We start from the raw sequence: 15,426 nt of genomic DNA on the forward strand, positions 1-15,426 counted from the left end.
TTCGTCCCGGCGCGGGGTGTCCACGAAGGTCGTCCTCGTGGAGCCGCATCCTGCCCGACATGGTCTCGGTGTGACTCGCACCGGCGCCGGATGCGGTTGCTACGGGGTCAGATTCGGGAGATCTTGTCGAGTGGGTTGGAACGCTCCAGCATTCCGTAGGTCTGCTCGCCATCCCAGTGATATCGCACGGCAGCCTGGTGCACCGCGGGGAAACTCGGCATCTCCTTGCGCATCTCGTGCATCGAATACGTGTCGTCGTCGTGGTGGACGTCGTGGGTGGACAACACGGTCTCGCCCTCGATCGTGACAGTGCTGTCGGCGGTTTCCAGGACAAGTGAGACGTCCTCGCCATGGGGCCGTAGCCGGGTCAACCACGGTGCTTGCACGACGTGAGCCGGGATCAGCGGGCCGTCGCCGGTGAAGATGTAGCCCTCGTTGAAGGTCGGCTGACCGTCCTCGCGCGGCGGATAGGCGATGTAGCCGAAGGCTTTTCCGCTCGGAAAGACCGCCGACTGCCAAGCATGGCCCCAGAACCCAGCCAACTTGCGTACGCCCTGCCGGCGGATTCGCAGGCCACTGCCGGTGAATTGCTGCTCGACGCCGTCGACGGCCACCGACCCGGTCGCACGGAACAACTGCTCGTAGCGCGGACCGCCGATGAGTTGGCCCTCGATGGAGGTCGTCAAACGTTCGGCCGCATCGGCCTGCAACGCGCCCTGAACCCAGGGGGGAACGGCCATTCTCGCCTCGACCTGGAAGGCGGTGTCGATCAGCGGACCGTCCTTCCTGCCAGCGACCAGATCCGCGGACGAGGTCTGGACGGCTTTGCCCGCGTAGTCCAGTGTCCAGGTGGCGAAGGGCTCGACACAACGGAACGCCAACCCGCCCGCACCGAGCACGGTCGGGCGACCATCGGGCCCTTCAGCGGGTAGCGACGCCACATTGGTACGCAGCCGGAAGACCCGGCCGTCGGGGAAAGCCACATTCACCTGGATGTCGTGGGCATCCCAGTTCGCGGCGACCGCTTCGATGCCGATGCGCGGCAACCCCACCGCGCCGTCGTCGGCCACCACCCAGAAACTCGCCGAGTCGCGCATTTCCGGATCGTCGGGTCGTTGCGCGAAAATCAATTCTCTGGCGGGATCTACACCGCCGGTCAAATCGATGGACATCAGGACTCCAACCTCTCTCGATGATCTCTGGTCTTCCACCGCGCGGCCGCCCGGACGTATTCGGCGAACAACGGCCGCACCGCGTCGGTGTCTATCCCGTATCGCACTGGGTCGGCGTGCGTGCTCGGCTCCCGTTCGCTGGCCGCGCGGGACCACCAACTGCGCATTCGCTGTTCGAATTCCTCCCCGAGAGGCTGGCCGAGCGAGCCGTATATCCCGCGAATCTCGCCGATCGGGTCGTCCTGCATGGCGCGGAAGTCGATGTCGTAGAAGCGATCATCATTGCCGTCGGCGCGGAACCGCATCGCTCGCGCCATTCCGAGCGACCAGTGCTCGACATTGAGCCTTCCGATGTACGGCCGGTCGATGTCGTCGGTGAAGGTGCCGATGATGTCGGCATACAGATCGGCCACCGACAGGATCACGTCGGTCGGATCACGGTGCGTCATTACGAATTGCGCATCGGAAAACACCCGATCGATACTGTCGAGCCACAACACGTGTGATGGACACTTCAAGCGCCATAGCCTCGGCGGCTCACCCCACTGCAACAACTTCATCACCCGGCGCTGATACCTCAGTGCCGAGGTGAGATCTGCCGTCTGGACGAGCCATGCCGAGTAGGCGGGGATCTGGGCGAAGGACTGAAACAGGTGCGAGGTGAAACTCAGCGCCATCAGTTCGTGGCATTCCATCGGCGCGTGAGTATCGGTGGGCACGTGATAGCGGGTGCCGACCATTTCCCCTTTGTCCACGGGAATGCGTGCATCGACCCCCAGCACCGTCGACGGCGGCGGGCACGGCTGCGAGGACTCCCATTTGCGCAGATATCGGATATCCGGGTCCTGCGCGAGCAGCATCGACAGAGCCGTGGAGCCCGTGCGTGGCAGGCCCAACCCGATCAGCGGTGCTTCGATCGGAACCTCGTCGATGTCGGGATGGCGGCGATACCAGTCCTCCACCTGTAGACGTTGGCCCAGATACGCGGTGATGCGCTGATAGAGGAACGTTTCGCCGCGGTCGTTGAGCCGGGCCTCCTCGCGCAGCGAGGTCAGCAGAATCTCCAGGCCGTCCCGGAAGGAATCCTCCCCGAAGTCCTCGAGGCCGGTCTGCGCGACAGCGGTGTCCAGCAATTCTTTACTCGTGGCCATGATTCAGTTCATCCACTGTCCGCCGGCGACATCGATGGTCTGACCGCACAGATAGTCGGCCGCCTCCGATGCGAGGAACGCGACGATGTTCGCCGCCTCTTCGGGCAGGGACGCACGGCCCAGTTGTACCTGCTGAGTGATCGCTTCGGCGATCGCGTCGCGACCCGCGCGGTCCCGATCGTCGCGCGGATCGAGCATGTAGCGCTTGATATCTTCTTTGATCATGATGCCCGGCGCGACACCGAGCGCATTGACCCCGCGCGGGGCGACCTCGTGGGCGAGATTGCGAGTGAACCCGATGACCCCGGATTTACAGGAGTTGTAGACGACCAGGCCGCGCTGCTGGATACGCCCACCGACCGAACCGATATTGATGATCTTTCCCGAACCCTGTGGCAGCAGGAATTCCAGCGCGGCGTGCGCGCCGTACATCATCATGGTGAGACTGCCCAGCACGGTGTAGTCGATCTCTTCTTTGGTCTGTTCCTCGAACGGACCCGCCGCCACCATGACCGGGTTGTTGACCATGATGTCCAGGCCACCGAACTCGCCGTGAGCCTGTCGCACCGCGTCGTGGGCCTGGTCCCAATCCGACATGTCGGCGCGCACGGCGACGGTTTTCACCCCCCAGCGCTCCTGGATCTCTCGACCGCGGCGCTCGACCTTCTCGAGAGTCCGCCCGATGAGAGCAACGTCGGCGCCGAGACCGGCCAGACGGTTGGCGATCGCCTGGCCAAGGCCATCCCCGCCCGCGCCGGTGACGAACGCCTTCTTGCCTGTCAGATCCATCAACTCCGTGACACGTTGCCGATGATGTGGTGCGGTAGGCGGTCCAATCCCAGAATTTCGGTCCAGTCCTGCTCGTCCCGTGCCGACATGACGGCTCCCTTCGCCGCGTGGTCGAGAGATGTGTGGCCATATGGGTCTGGCATCTCTCGGAAACATCACTGTTCGATATGTGACGTTAAAGCGGTGTTCAGGCTGATCGGTAATGCCGATCTCGTAAGTTGGCCATACCTATTCTTTATCTCTTCTATACGTCATGCCCGTTCCACATCTCTGCTATATCTGGAATCGACATGGATACCCACCGCCTCCGGTACTTCCTGCGCGTCGCGGAGGAAGGCTCGATCACTCGCGCCGCGTACGCTCTCGGCATCGCGCAACCGGCGTTGAGCCGCCAGATCCGACTACTCGAAGAAGACCTCGCCGTAGCACTGTTTCGCCGGATACAGCGCGGTGTCGAACTGACAGAAGACGGCAAGCGACTGCGTGCGGCGACCGCGGCGCCGTTGCGACAACTCGAACTCGCAGTCCGATACGCCGCTTCACCGCTGGCCCGACTGCAACGCGACGTGGTTGTCGGACTGATCGAAACCACCGTCGACGTGCTCGCCGTGCCCTTGTTCGACACCCTGAACACCACGTTTCCCGACATTGGCTTCTCGATGACTACCGGCGGCAACGAACAACTGCTTGACGGAATGAGAAAAGGCGCCATCGACATTACGGTCGTGAATCCGCTACCCGATGACCGTGTGTTCTACCGCGATCTACTCACAGAGGATCTCGTCGTCGTCGGCGCAGCGGACTCGGGCCTGGATCCCGGGTGTGCTGTCGCGTTCGAGGATCTCATCGATCTTCCTCTGGTCATACCGCGCTCATCGATAGGAATCGCCAACACGCTCGAAATCGCCGCTCTCAGAATGAAACGCGACATCAGGTACCGAGTCAGCACCGACTCGCTCACCCTGACCAAACACCTCATCGCAGCCGGTTTCGTCTACGGAGTACTGCCACTGTCAGCGTTCTCGAACGAGATCGGCACCAACCGGTTGCGTTATGCCCCGGTGGTCGATCCGGCCCTCGCTCTCCCGGTCGGCATAGCGGCCACCGCCGAGCTCGAACTACCACGGGAATTCGCTTACAAGCTGGGAAGTGTGGTACGCCACCTAATTTCACGCCTGATCGATGACGGTGACTGGCCTGCGCGCTTTGTGTCTTCGCAGCCATGGAACCCCAGCGTCCTGTGAACGATCGATCGCGGAGCATGCCCGATTCGTCCGGTGCCGGTGCCGGTGCGTGGGCAGATCCACCGATTCGCCCCTGACCGCGACGCTGGTCATTTGACACACTATGGCCTTCGCCTATGCGTCGCGCTCGCCGACATCGGAGGGCACGGCTGGATCCTCGGCCGGTACGGCGTTGTTTGATCGGTCGACGCTGTGATCATGGGCATCGCCTCGTAGGCTGAGAGCGTGAGCAGCCAGAGTTCGAGCGACGCGCAGTCCCGGATCCGCGGCGCTAATGTCGGTGGGCGGCCTCCGAAGTTGAGCCGTGAGCGGATTGTCGCCGCCGCGCGTACTCTGAACCCCGAAACACTCACCATGAATGCCGTTGCTGAGGCCTTGGATGTCCACCGCAAGTCGCTCAATTACTACGTCCGCGACCGCGAGGGCCTATTGCTATTGCTCGCGTTCGACGCGTTCGAAACCGAAAGCGCCCGGATGGATCTGTCCGCTGTTTCCGATTGGCGTGAGCTGCTGCGGACCTTCTCGATGACTGTCGCCAACTCACTCATCGATGTTGGTGTTCTCATTCCGTATGTGCAGTTCGCGGGGAGGGACGTGCGATTCGAAGGTGGCGTGGGGTTGCATACCGTGGCAGTCATCGAGCGGATCGTGCGATCGCTGACCGACGCGGGGTTCGAAGCCATCGAGGCAAGTCGGATCATGAGAATTCTCGCTGTAGTAGGGCACACGGCAGCGCAAGAGGTGTTGGGAGCAACTCAAGGACTCGTCGTGCCCAGGGAAGGCCCTGTTCTTCGCACGGTGGATACGACACCCACCACACAGTTTCCCTCACTGAGGGGGATAGCGTCCGCACACGACACGCCAGCCAGGGTCGGTGAACAATTCGCCTTCGACCTGGACCTGGTGATCGCGGGACTCGAGGTCCGCCTACGGCGGCACGACAGTCTCGAAAATGTAGAGCGGCCGGCCCCGCATCAATCGCGGTCTGGCCGCTCGTGAGGGGATGTGGCACCAACCGATCGGCTGCGAGACCCTCGTTGGTAGATATGTGAGAATCGCGTAAGGGCGGCACCAAGCGTGCCGCTGTCCTCATCGCGACTCGATGCTGGTGGATGCGAGTACCTCGGAGCCGAATTTCTCCTGGATCAACGTCCACGGGTCGGCGTATTCCCCGCGGCGGTCGCGGCGACGCTGCACAGCCAGAATTCGGCGGATCGCCGGACGAAGGACCGGACTCAACGCACGCAGCAGTGCGGTGCGAGATCGCTTCTGGGACTGCGCGATCCACTCCAGGGTGTCGGACCAGTCGTGGTCCTGGAATCGCAGCAGAGCCTCCGATGCACTGGTATCGAACCAGCCGGTGAAGGCCCAACCTCGATCATCGGTAGGGTCACCGGGCAGGGCGACTGACGGGCCGAGTCGGCCCAACCCGACCGCCTGGGCCAAGTCGTCCTCAAGGTCACGCTGGAGCAGACGAAAAGAATCGTCCCCGGCGATGAGTAGCGTCATCGCGTTGATGCGCTCGCCGCTATCCACCGCGTTGGCGAAGGCGAGCCCTACATCTCGAGCATCTACCGCGTGCAGACGGTTGTCGCGGGGGAGTGCTCGCATCAACAACAGGTAGGTACTGTCCCGTTTCGCCGCTCCATCCGGAGAGATCACCGCACTCAACCGCATCACCGCGTACGGCAAGCCACTGTCACGGACGATCATCTCGGACAACACCTTGTCCTCGCCGTAGTGATCGATGGGATTCACTGGTGTCTCAGCCGTGATGAGTTCCGGGTACCGGTACGGATTGCGGGACCCGTAGACCGAGGCACTGGATGCCTCGACCAGCAGCGGCGCCCGCCGCAGCGACTGCGCCGAATTCACCAGGTTGCGCGTGCCTTCGACATTGATTCTGCGGGCCAATCCAGGGTTCCGATACGACACCGGAGCCAGAACCGCCGCCAGATGCACGATCGCATCGGGACGGTACTCGGTGACGACGGTGCGTACCGCCGCAGAATCGAGGATGTCGACATATGCCGGTAGGAGCCGACCCGGCAGTGCCAATCCGGCAAGCTTTCCAGCAACGGTCACCGCCGTGTCAGTGTGACGTCCTAACGCGATCACACGTCGGCCCCGACTCAACAGAGTCTCACAGCACCGCCTTCCCACCTGACCGAATGCCCCGGTCACAAGAACAGTATCGACAGTCATCAGAACGTTCAGCCTTTCAGAACCGGGGACGGAAGAGCAGCTTCATCGCGTCGGTACCCGCGCCATGCACGCGACTCGAATTACTCACACGATCCGAAGTCGACACCGAGTGCTCGGTTCAGCGGTTCGTGGTCGGACGGACGGTACACATCCCGAACTCGCCGATCTCACCGGTAGCTCGCCGCACCACTTCGTAGAAGGTCATCGGAGCAGGATCGTCGGCATCGGTGATCTGTCGGATATGGCGCAACGCCGTCAGGTTCCACTTGCCCTGAGTTCCTTGGGACCGCACCCAGTGTTCGCGACAGTGACCGAAGCGCGATTCGCTGTGCCCGTCGTCCCACACAATCCGGTCGTAAACGGTCCACACCACACGGGCTGCGTCACCGTTCACGTCGATCAACGGCGTGTGCGCCTGATGCACCGAACGGCTTTCATCCAATGACCTGCGCAGGGTGTCGATCGTGCGATCACGGCCGAAAACCGACCGAATACAATGAGCTCGGTATCCGCCGTCGAAGACCACATCGGAGGTCATCAACTCGGCCAGCGCTCCCCAGCTGTGCGTGTCGAGAGCGTGACAATATCGAGCCTTGGCCTGGGTGAGTTCGTAGAACGTCTGGGCACTGTCCTGAAGAGCCATGAGATTACCTTCTGTGAGTGAACCGACATGCGAAGTCGTTCGCGTCCGGTCAAGTCGGCCGTTCGATCGGATAGCGAATGTATTGGGCAATGTCCTCGGCCGACATTCTCCTGCTCATGAAGATTTGGATAGGAGGTTGCGGGAACAACCGAGCGATATCCCTCGCGCCCAACACCATTCGCGCACCGACGGCGGCTCTGATAGATGGAGGAGCCCACGTCAGAATCAAGGGTTCTACGCAGGGATTGCCCTTCTGATCGACGGTGGCGAACCAGCAGACCACCCAGCACGGCTTCGACTCCGAGAGTGAATCGATGATTTCGGCGAACGATCCGGCAGTACCGGCGTCGTCGTACCGCGCTGTGTACTCGTCGTCCGGAGAGAGTCGGACGTAGCCATTGGGAACGTCGGTGTGCTGGAAGTCTGTCAGCGCGCCGTCGGCCGAGTCGAGTATCAAGTTCATGTGGGCGTCCCTGCCTCACTACTTCGTAGGCGGCGGCATCTCACCGGGCTTGGTCGAAGCGTGCCGCCGAAGGTTTTCCCCCAAGGGGGGAAAGGTCTACCCAGACATACTGGCGAGAGTGTCGCCGATAGTCAACTGTTGGTTAGCAGGCTGGTGGTGATATCGGTCGGTTCGGGGCGTTGCGGTAAGCCGGGGCATGGTCGGCTGGCCGACGTAATCCGCCGCCCAGTCGGATTGAGTCGCGACAACAGGGCGTGGTAGCTGCCATGAATTCATTGCCGCAGCCGTGGCCACCGCAGCTGTAAGACCCGCACATCCTGAGTAAACCCGGTGATAATGTGGCCGCGTCTACGCGGTGATCCGTATGGCCGCCAGTGTGGATTCTGACGGAACATGCAGACCAAGAGGCTCTCACCGGCGGTCGAGGGTGTAGAGGTCGCCGGCGGGAAGGGTAGCGCTCAGGCTCTGGAGCTAGAGCGAGTATGTATCGCAAATGGGTCGAGCGACGGATTGAAGAAGGTCGATAGTCCGTCTTAATATGATTTGCATCATAAAGATGGCTTGATCTGCTGTGTGCCCACAGTGCTCCGGATAATGGGTCTGCTTCTCCTCGGCTCCCGCTCGTCCCCGGAATATGATGAATGTCGACGTTGGAGTCCGCTGTTGCTGGAGCGATGCCAGCTGTAGTGGCGAGGGCAATTTTTCTGCCCGAGAAGGTCGTTCGTGACCGTTATCCGCCGTGCGCAGAATCGCTGGATCACCTCAGCGTTGCCGTAGTCTGCGGTGTGTATCACCGCGATGACGTTGCAGGTCGTTGGGGACGATTCTTTTCCTTGTCGGCGCGACGTCGAGGAAGAAATGGCGTACTTTGCCGCGATGCAGACCAACCGGCCCGGTTCGATCTGATGGTGAAGTACGCCGGCCCCGATGACATCACCGAGACCGCGGGCACCGGCGATCCGGGACGAGGGTTCTCGATCCGTCGGATGGCACGCCTGCTGGGGGTGTCGGCGTCTGGCTACTACGCGCACGTGAAGCGTTGCACGGCAACGGTTCCGACGCTGCGTCAGCAGCGTCGTGCCGATCTGACGGTGAAGATCATGGACGTGCATACCGAATCCGACCGAACCTACGGTTCTCCTCGGATCACCGCCGAACTGCGTGATCGAGGTGAGGTGGTCAGCGCCAAGACCGTCGCGGCGATCATGGCGCGGATCGGGATCGAGGGCATCAGCCCGCGCACCTTCAAGATGAGAACGACCGTCGTCGATCCGGCGGCATCGTTCCCGCCGGACCTGGTCCGCCGAAACTTCGACCAAGGGCAAGTCGACGCTGTCTGGTTGACCGATTTCACCTACCTGACCTGCGGCGAAGGTGACATGTATCTGTGTGCGATCCGGGACGGGCATTCCCGCCGTGTGCTCGCCCACGTCGTGGCAGATCACATCGGCGCCGACGTGGTGTGTCGGGCCATCGGCGGATTCAACTGGTCGACGCAACACTTCGCTGTAGAAGCGACTGTAGATGTTGCTCCATCGCCTCGGCCGGAGTGCGCCACCCCAGGACCTTCCGCGGTCGCGTGTTGAGCGCGTGAGCGACCGCCGCCAGGTCCCTCTTGCTCCACCGCGACAGGTCAGTTCCTTTCGGAAAGTACTGGCGTAGGAGACCATTCGTGTTTTCGTTGGTCCCGCGTTGCCACGGGCTATGTGGATCGGCGAAGAAGACCGCGACTCCGGTCTGCGAGGTCAACGCCGCGTGCGCGGATAGTTCCTTACCGCGGTCCCAAGTCAGTGACTTCACCATCTGCACGGGCAAGTTTCCCCAGCGCCGCAGCGAGTGCCTTGTTCATCGACGTCGCTCCGTAACCGCTGAGCGCGGGACCGTTCTTCACCGGCGCACTCTCGCGCCATCCGCGTTCGCGGGGCAGGTGAACCAGCATCGTGAATCGCGTACTCCGATCAACGAGGGTGCCGATTGCCGAGCGTTCGGTGCCGATGATGAGGTCGCCTTCGAAGTGCCCGGCGACCGCACGATCGTCGGCCTCGGCGGGGCGTTCGCTGATCAACACATCAGGGGTTACATGCGCCCAGGCCACGCGTTTGGAGCGGGCCCGAGGCATCCGCAACGCGCGCCCAGTCCGTAAGTTCAAGATCAGTTCCCGACTCAGCGCGCCGCGGTCCTCGATGTATAGCGCCTGATAGATGGCTTCGTGGCTGATCCGCATCGACTCGTCATCGGGGAAGTCGATCCGCAACCGCTGGGCGATCTGCTCGGGACTCCACGCCTGTACCCACGCACGGTCGCCGCGGTGGGGCTTATTGCGGCCGGTCCACGCGTGGGTCATCGGGCCTTTGACGGTGTTACCACGCGCGTCGGTAACCGAGCCGGCCAGACGTGCCTGGGAGGCGAGGACTCAACAACAACTCCGAACCTGTTGAGACTCTCGCCGACCGCGGTGGTCTGGCTGACGACGCCACGGCGGGCCGCGAACGGCACCTGCTCTGTATCTGAGGTGTCGAGATTCTTGCCGACCGCGACGGTTCGGCGCTGAAACCACTGTCGTGTATAGACCCTATACACGCGACAGATCAAGAATCCTCCAACTGGCCAAACGGTTCCACGTCAGCGAGCCGACAGCCTGACCACCGACCGCGATCCTTCGGCGACTGCCGACGGTGGTGCAGGTCGCTTCGGTCTGGGTATGCTCGTCCACTACAACGCAATGTTGCTCGGCCGCAGGATCCGAGAGCTGTGGATGGCCTCCCAGGCACCATCGACACGAAACATGTGGGGCATGTACCTGCACCCTTATTTCCGTATGTGTTCGTCAGCTTCGCTGACGCGTGTCACTGTGCTGTGGCCTGGGCAGCTGTAGGAGACGCGCGATGTCCAAGAACTCTGGGCGACGTACCCTGGCCACCCGACGACGTAGATACACCGGCGAACCGGAGTGGGCCGCCGAATACGGACTCCGGTCACACGGACCAAAGTCCTCTACAGGCCAACCATTCTCGTCGTTGGGGTTGGACAACCAATCCGAACCTCAACAGGCAATGCGCGCATCGCTCGCGCTGTTCCTGCTCAACAGTCCCGCCCCGCGCACCGTCGTGGAGTCAAGCGACGACCGAGAACTGCACAGAGGTGACGTATCACGACTGATGTGGGACCACGTCGTGTACTCACCTCGCCACGACGAACTCGCGGTCTTTTCGGATATGCCCGGCCACTTGGTGCAAAAGGTCCGGAACTTCCCGGGTATCCGCAGCCTCGCGAAGGACGACGCCAACAACGCTCTTGTCCTACAGCATGTTCCGACCGGAGGGCGGCTCAGCTTCAGGTATTTCAACTGGAGGCGTCCCGCGTCACGAAACCGTGTCTTCGTCATGCCCCTGCATTTCGACTACATGCCGTCGACCACACTGCTCGACGAACGAGAACAGACCATGATCGCCGCGATCCCCGCGATACACGAGGACGCGGGGACACTGCTGGCGGGATTGACGACCCGGCTCTGGCTGGCCAACCGGTCAGAGGGCTGGGCAGTCAGCGGCCTGATCAGGGATACACTCGGGCGCGACCAGGGCGATCAACCGCCCTACCTGTACTTGTGGGGCCGCGACCGTGAATGGGTCCTACGGTGGGGTGGCCGGAACTCGGTCCCGGCCGGCGATGTAGCCCGCGCATTGACCCACCCCACAGTCGGAATCCGAGGAGCAACCACCCGACGCACAGCCGACCAGGTCTGCGTTTCCCTCGGACAGGCAACACTGCACCTCGAGCGCATACAACCACCATCGCGGTGGATGCTCGAGCCCGGAGGCGTCGCGTGATCCGGCAGGCGACCTTCCAAACCACCAACGTCAGCAATCAGCGCCAACGACACCGTTGCTCCACGGCCCGAGAAACATACGAAACCGAACCCACCACATGGCTGGGCATGACTGATCGTGTCTTGTCCGACCCTGGCCGCTTCCGACGAGCAGTACTCGCAATCGTCGTCCTCGGAACCGCAGCGATCATCCTCGTGTCACTGTGCGGGACAACGACAACCGGACCCATGATCGTAGGCATCGCCGCCGCATTCGCCGCGAAACACCGCAGGTCCAACAATCCACGAGTGCGTACTTCGGGTCGAGGTCGCCCTCAAAGAGCACAACGACAGTAAGCGCGCGCAACCACCACGCGCTGTGCCGCCGCACGAGTTGATATTCATCCGACGCCAGCTCGCGCAGCAGACCCAAGGTTCGGCGCCGGATCGCGCAGCGAGGCATCCAGGTTTCGTACTGTGTGTTGAGATTCTCGCCGGACGTCACCGCCCGGCGCTGGCGCTCTTGTCGGGGCGTAGCTCAAGTTCGGACAGGTCGTTGAGATTCTCGCCGGACGTCACCGCCCGGCGCTGGGCTCGATGACCTGCAACAATGGCGAATTGTAACCGCAAACGTCGGTGTTTGCCGGCCCCTGAAGTCCTATTCTTCCAAGTCACGAGTTCGGAAGCTCCCAGAGATTTTCGTCGCACTACAGGTTCCGAACCACGGTTCAACCGGAAAAATGGCCGGTCAAGTCCAAATGCATGGTGTAGCAGGATGGTCGCCGCGTGATCCTGTTTGATCAGGCGGTCAGTGCTGCGGTGGCGTCCTCCTGTTCGGTGGCGGGGTCGGTGAGGCCGCGGGAGCGGGCCAGGACGTCGAGGCCGAGGTAGCGGCGGCCTTCGATCCATTCGTCCCTACCTTCTATTGCGGGTAGCTCGGGCCAGTCGTAGGGTTTTGGCTCCCACCGGGTGTCGGGTATGGCTTCCATTCGTCTGCAGAAGTTGTGGCTCAACACGATTGGCCGCCCGGCGCCCATCGACGATCCCGGCCGCTGATTGAGAATTGCGAATCATCGCTGCGTAGGGACCTGACGGCGAGGTCGTCTGAGTGGCAAGAACGAAACTGCATCGGATGAGGGAGAAAAGCATTGGGTCGTGCCTGGATCGGTGTAGATATCGGCAAGCAACACCATCACGCCGTGGTCATCGACGAGGACAACAATCAGCTGTTATCGCGTCGGGTGGCCAACGACGAAACCGCGCTGACGCAGCTCATCGATGAAACGGTCGGGTTGGCAGAGCGGCTCGATTGGGCCGTCGACATCGTCGGCGGCGAATCGGCGCTGCTGCTGAGGTTGCTGCATCTGCGCGAGCAGTCGGTGTCCTATATCACCGGCAGGCAAGTCAATCGGGCATCTGACGGCTACCGCGGATCGGGCAAGACCGACGCGAAGGACGCTGCGGTTATCGCCGATCAGGTCCGTATGCGTCGGGATCTGACACCGGTGCGCGTCGATGACGAGCTGATCGTGGAACTGAGGATGCTGGTGGCGCGCCGACGAGACCTGGCCGGGGATCGTGTGCGGCTGATCAGCCGATTACATCAGCAGTTGCTGGCGGTCAGTCCTGCGTTGGAACGCGCCTTGGACCTGACCAATCGTGGCCCCTTGGTCCTGCTCACCCGATACCAGAGTCCGCAGGCCATCCGCCGCGCCGGAGTCGATGAAGTGCAGCGGTGGCTGCGCTCGCAGAAAGTGCGCAGCGCAGCGGCCCTGACCGAGACCGTCGTGACAGCGGCCGCCGCGCAGCACACCATGCTGCCGGGACAGTATTTGGCTGCTGAGCTTATAGCGGAAATGGCCGCAGAGGTGATTCGCCTGGATGAACAGATCAAACACATCGACAAGCTCATCGAGCACCGATTTCGGCGCCACCGATGCGCCGAGATCCTGGTGAGCATGCCGGGCATCGCGACACTGCTGGGCGCGGAGTTCCTCGTGGCCACCAGTGGAGACATGTCCGTGTTCGCCTCGCCCGACAAGCTCGCTGCCATGGCCGGGTTGGCACCGGCACCGCGAGACTCGGGAAGAATATCGGGTAACTTGCATCGGCCTCGTCGCTATCACCGTGGACTGCAACGAGTCTTCTACCAATCGGCGTTGGTCAGCATCCGAACAACCCCCGAATCCCGAATGTTCTATGACCGCAAGAGAACCGAAGGCAAACGTCACACCCAAGCCGTGCTCGCCCTGGCCCGTAGACGCGTCAATGTCTTGTGGGCACTGCTGCGCGACGAGCGCCTGTACTCGCCCACTCCCGGTCTCTCGGTAGGCACAGCGGCCTGACAGGACATCTCCCACAAAAGCCTCGGCGGGTTGACATCTCCATTGAGAATCGTGTTGCTCGGCCAGGACCGCACCGACGAGTCGAATGATCGAGTTGCGATCGGGGAAGATACCGACAACGTCGGTGCGGCGCCGGATCTCTTTGTTCAACCGTTCCTGAGGGTTGTTCGACCAGATCTGACGCCAGATCTGTTTGGGAAAGGCGGTGAACGCGAGCAGCTCAGCGCGTGCGCCGTCGAGATGGGCGGCGACTTTCGGCAGTTTCTCGGTCAGGGCATCGAGCATTCGATCATATTGGGCAGCAACCGATTCCGGGTCTGCTTGGTCGAATACCGAGTGCAGCAGGGTGCGAACCCAGGGCCACGACGATTTCGGGCAGCTCATCAAGTTCACGGTGTAGTGGGTTCTGCAGCGCTGCCAGGACGCGCCGGGCAGAGTAGCGCCGATCGCCGCGACCAACCCGGCATGGGCGTCGCTGGTGACCAGGGCGACCCCCGAAAGGCCGCGAGCGACCAAGTCGCGGAAGAACGCCAACCATCCGGCCCCGTCCTCACCGCTGGTCGAACTCGGACTGATCCACTCACGACTCAGTAGGACCGACGAGTTCACCAAGTCCTCCCTCTGGCTCGCACCGACATTCGCTGTCCTCGCAACAGACAGTGGTGTCGTCGGGGTGACCGAGGCGTCCGCAGACCTGGTCGGCGATGTCGACGGGCCGGTCAGCGATGCCGAAACGATCCGGCTGGCGCTGGATCGGTACCGAGAATCCACACCGAAGAAGGTCCGTGGGCAAGTACCCACGATCACTTGGAGCGCCTCGGGCAGCGACACCGAAATGATGACCAACGCGGGCCAGGTCCTCACCCTCGGCTCCCGGATCGAGTCATCGCTGCGTGCGCTGCACGCGGAATGCACACAGCGCGACGAACTGAAATTGTCGCGATTGAATGCCGACCTCGACAACCAAGAAGCAGACATCCTCGCGTGGAGATCAACCCGCGACGGCATCCAGGCGAGGTTGGAAAAGACTAAAAAGGACGCCGTGCCCTACCACGCCGGGGCCATCGCCGTCACAGTCGTCGTGGCCGCACTCGCACTGGTGCTCGGCCTCCAAGGAATGGCCGCCGGACTGCTGATACTGGCGCTGTACGTGGCGGGCTACTACTCCAGCGTGATCCTCTCGATCTACCGAGCAACCCGAGCACACAACAGCCTCGGCAACTCCCCCCAGAAAGACAGCGGCACAGAGAACAAAGTCAAGCAGATCGAGCGCGATGCACAAAGCCGAGAACTGGCACTCTCCCAGTTCGAAACCGTCGTACAGAAGAGAGCACACAAAATAACCCCATGGTCCCCCGGCGACCTGAGCCCCAGGACCGCGGCCGACGAGCCCTTCCGAGCTCAGTAGGACCCTGCATGCGGACTAGAGATCTGAAGGCATCACACTCCACTCCGCCAGCGGCTACTCCCCTTCCGGTTCTAGCTTGAGTTTTAAGCTCTGGCGGCTGGTGTGGACCCTGGTTGATCTTGAAAGAAGCCCTTGGGTGATGATTCCTCTTGCTACAGAAGGAAACTCGACCCAAAGGGCTTCGGTGAATAGTGTGCA

The 15,426-nt window shown here is 62.1% G+C and carries 12 protein-coding genes and 3 pseudogenes; 6 read left to right on the forward strand and 9 right to left on the reverse strand.

From position 1 onward, the window contains the following. Nucleotides 1-107: 107 nt before the first annotated feature. The 3 genes and pseudogenes from JZ792_RS31980 to JZ792_RS31990 all read right to left on the reverse strand — a co-directional run bounded on the left by JZ792_RS31980 (nucleotide 108) and on the right by JZ792_RS31990 (nucleotide 3,201). The gene (locus tag JZ792_RS31980; protein ID WP_498044263.1) at nucleotides 108-1,172 is read right to left on the reverse strand and encodes a DUF7064 domain-containing protein; all 1,065 of its coding nucleotides are present in this window, start codon (nucleotides 1,170-1,172) and stop codon (nucleotides 108-110) included. Next, nucleotides 1,172-2,323, reverse strand: a complete 1,152-nt coding sequence (locus JZ792_RS31985; protein ID WP_216916581.1) for a sulfotransferase family protein — start codon at nucleotides 2,321-2,323, stop codon at nucleotides 1,172-1,174. Before JZ792_RS31985 ends, JZ792_RS31980 begins: the two co-directional genes overlap by 1 nt. A gap of 3 nt (nucleotides 2,324-2,326) precedes the next feature. Further along, nucleotides 2,327-3,201 (reverse strand): annotated as a pseudogene (locus JZ792_RS31990) (SDR family NAD(P)-dependent oxidoreductase). Nucleotides 3,202-3,402: 201 nt separating this feature from the next. Between JZ792_RS31990 and JZ792_RS31995 the strand changes: the two are divergent. Continuing rightward, nucleotides 3,403-4,356 (forward strand): LysR family transcriptional regulator, encoded by a 954-nt coding sequence (locus tag JZ792_RS31995; protein ID WP_216916584.1) that lies wholly within the window; start codon nucleotides 3,403-3,405, stop codon nucleotides 4,354-4,356. Nucleotides 4,357-4,581: 225 nt separating this feature from the next. Continuing rightward, complete coding sequence (locus JZ792_RS32000; protein ID WP_216916586.1) at nucleotides 4,582-5,355, forward strand: TetR family transcriptional regulator; 774 nt, start codon at nucleotides 4,582-4,584, stop codon at nucleotides 5,353-5,355. Nucleotides 5,356-5,445: 90 nt separating this feature from the next. Here JZ792_RS32000 and JZ792_RS32005 read toward each other — a convergent pair whose 3' ends face one another. From JZ792_RS32005 to JZ792_RS32015, 3 genes are all read right to left on the reverse strand, one after another. Continuing rightward, nucleotides 5,446-6,561, reverse strand: coding sequence for an NAD-dependent epimerase/dehydratase family protein (locus JZ792_RS32005; protein WP_216916588.1), 1,116 nt, complete (start codon nucleotides 6,559-6,561; stop codon nucleotides 5,446-5,448). Between the two features lie 118 nt (nucleotides 6,562-6,679). Then, nucleotides 6,680-7,204, reverse strand: a complete 525-nt coding sequence (locus JZ792_RS32010) for a nuclear transport factor 2 family protein (RefSeq protein ID WP_254190650.1) — start codon at nucleotides 7,202-7,204, stop codon at nucleotides 6,680-6,682. A gap of 49 nt (nucleotides 7,205-7,253) precedes the next feature. Then, nucleotides 7,254-7,667: a hypothetical protein gene (locus JZ792_RS32015; RefSeq protein WP_216916592.1), complete on the reverse strand. Its 414-nt coding sequence runs from the start codon at nucleotides 7,665-7,667 to the stop codon at nucleotides 7,254-7,256. 641 nt (nucleotides 7,668-8,308) lie between these two features. On the opposite strand from JZ792_RS32015, the gene JZ792_RS32020 reads away from it, so the two are divergent. After that, entirely contained in the window at nucleotides 8,309-9,253 is a 945-nt protein-coding gene (locus tag JZ792_RS32020) for an IS3 family transposase (protein ID WP_216916594.1), read from the forward strand. Here the strand turns inward: JZ792_RS32020 and JZ792_RS32025 are convergent. Next, nucleotides 9,150-10,068, reverse strand: a pseudogene (locus tag JZ792_RS32025) (IS30 family transposase); the annotation flags it as partial. The gene JZ792_RS32020 and the pseudogene JZ792_RS32025 overlap by 104 nt on opposite strands. A gap of 652 nt (nucleotides 10,069-10,720) precedes the next feature. Between JZ792_RS32025 and JZ792_RS32030 the strand changes: the two are divergent. Beyond that, nucleotides 10,721-11,497: a hypothetical protein gene (locus JZ792_RS32030; protein WP_216916596.1), complete on the forward strand. Its 777-nt coding sequence runs from the start codon at nucleotides 10,721-10,723 to the stop codon at nucleotides 11,495-11,497. 778 nt (nucleotides 11,498-12,275) lie between these two features. Here JZ792_RS32030 and JZ792_RS32035 read toward each other — a convergent pair. Next, a complete protein-coding gene (locus tag JZ792_RS32035) occupies nucleotides 12,276-12,464 on the reverse strand; it encodes a hypothetical protein (protein WP_216916606.1) in 189 nt (62 codons plus the stop codon). A gap of 159 nt (nucleotides 12,465-12,623) precedes the next feature. Between JZ792_RS32035 and JZ792_RS32040 the strand changes: the two genes are divergently transcribed. Continuing rightward, entirely contained in the window at nucleotides 12,624-13,820 is a 1,197-nt protein-coding gene (locus JZ792_RS32040) for an IS110 family RNA-guided transposase (RefSeq protein WP_254190648.1), read from the forward strand. Nucleotides 13,821-13,859: 39 nt separating this feature from the next. Here the strand turns inward: JZ792_RS32040 and JZ792_RS32045 are convergent. Continuing rightward, nucleotides 13,860-14,381: pseudogene (locus tag JZ792_RS32045) on the reverse strand (IS256 family transposase); the annotation flags it as partial. Nucleotides 14,382-14,493: 112 nt separating this feature from the next. Here JZ792_RS32045 and JZ792_RS32050 point away from each other — a divergent pair. Next, nucleotides 14,494-15,228 carry a hypothetical protein gene (locus tag JZ792_RS32050; protein WP_216916598.1) on the forward strand — a complete coding sequence of 245 codons (735 nt, stop codon included), beginning with the start codon at nucleotides 14,494-14,496 and terminating at the stop codon, nucleotides 15,226-15,228. The last annotated feature ends 198 nt before the right edge of the window (nucleotides 15,229-15,426 follow it).

The organism is Nocardia noduli (assembly GCF_019038455.1).
Taxonomy (GTDB): Bacteria; Actinomycetota; Actinomycetes; order Mycobacteriales; family Mycobacteriaceae; genus Nocardia; species Nocardia noduli.

Coding starts and splice junctions, on each gene's coding strand:
- JZ792_RS31980 (WP_498044263.1), bottom strand. CDS start 1,172: ATGTCCATCGATTTGACCGGCGGTGTAGATCCCGCCAGAGAATTGATT.
- JZ792_RS31985 (WP_216916581.1), bottom strand. CDS start 2,323: ATGGCCACGAGTAAAGAATTGCTGGACACCGCTGTCGCGCAGACCGGC.
- JZ792_RS31995 (WP_216916584.1), top strand. CDS start 3,403: ATGGATACCCACCGCCTCCGGTACTTCCTGCGCGTCGCGGAGGAAGGC.
- JZ792_RS32005 (WP_216916588.1), bottom strand. CDS start 6,561: ATGACTGTCGATACTGTTCTTGTGACCGGGGCATTCGGTCAGGTGGGA.
- JZ792_RS32010 (WP_254190650.1), bottom strand. CDS start 7,204: ATGGCTCTTCAGGACAGTGCCCAGACGTTCTACGAACTCACCCAGGCC.
- JZ792_RS32015 (WP_216916592.1), bottom strand. CDS start 7,667: ATGAACTTGATACTCGACTCGGCCGACGGCGCGCTGACAGACTTCCAG.
- JZ792_RS32020 (WP_216916594.1), top strand. CDS start 8,309: ATGTCGACGTTGGAGTCCGCTGTTGCTGGAGCGATGCCAGCTGTAGTG.
- JZ792_RS32030 (WP_216916596.1), top strand. CDS start 10,721: ATGCGCGCATCGCTCGCGCTGTTCCTGCTCAACAGTCCCGCCCCGCGC.
- JZ792_RS32035 (WP_216916606.1), bottom strand. CDS start 12,464: ATGGAAGCCATACCCGACACCCGGTGGGAGCCAAAACCCTACGACTGG.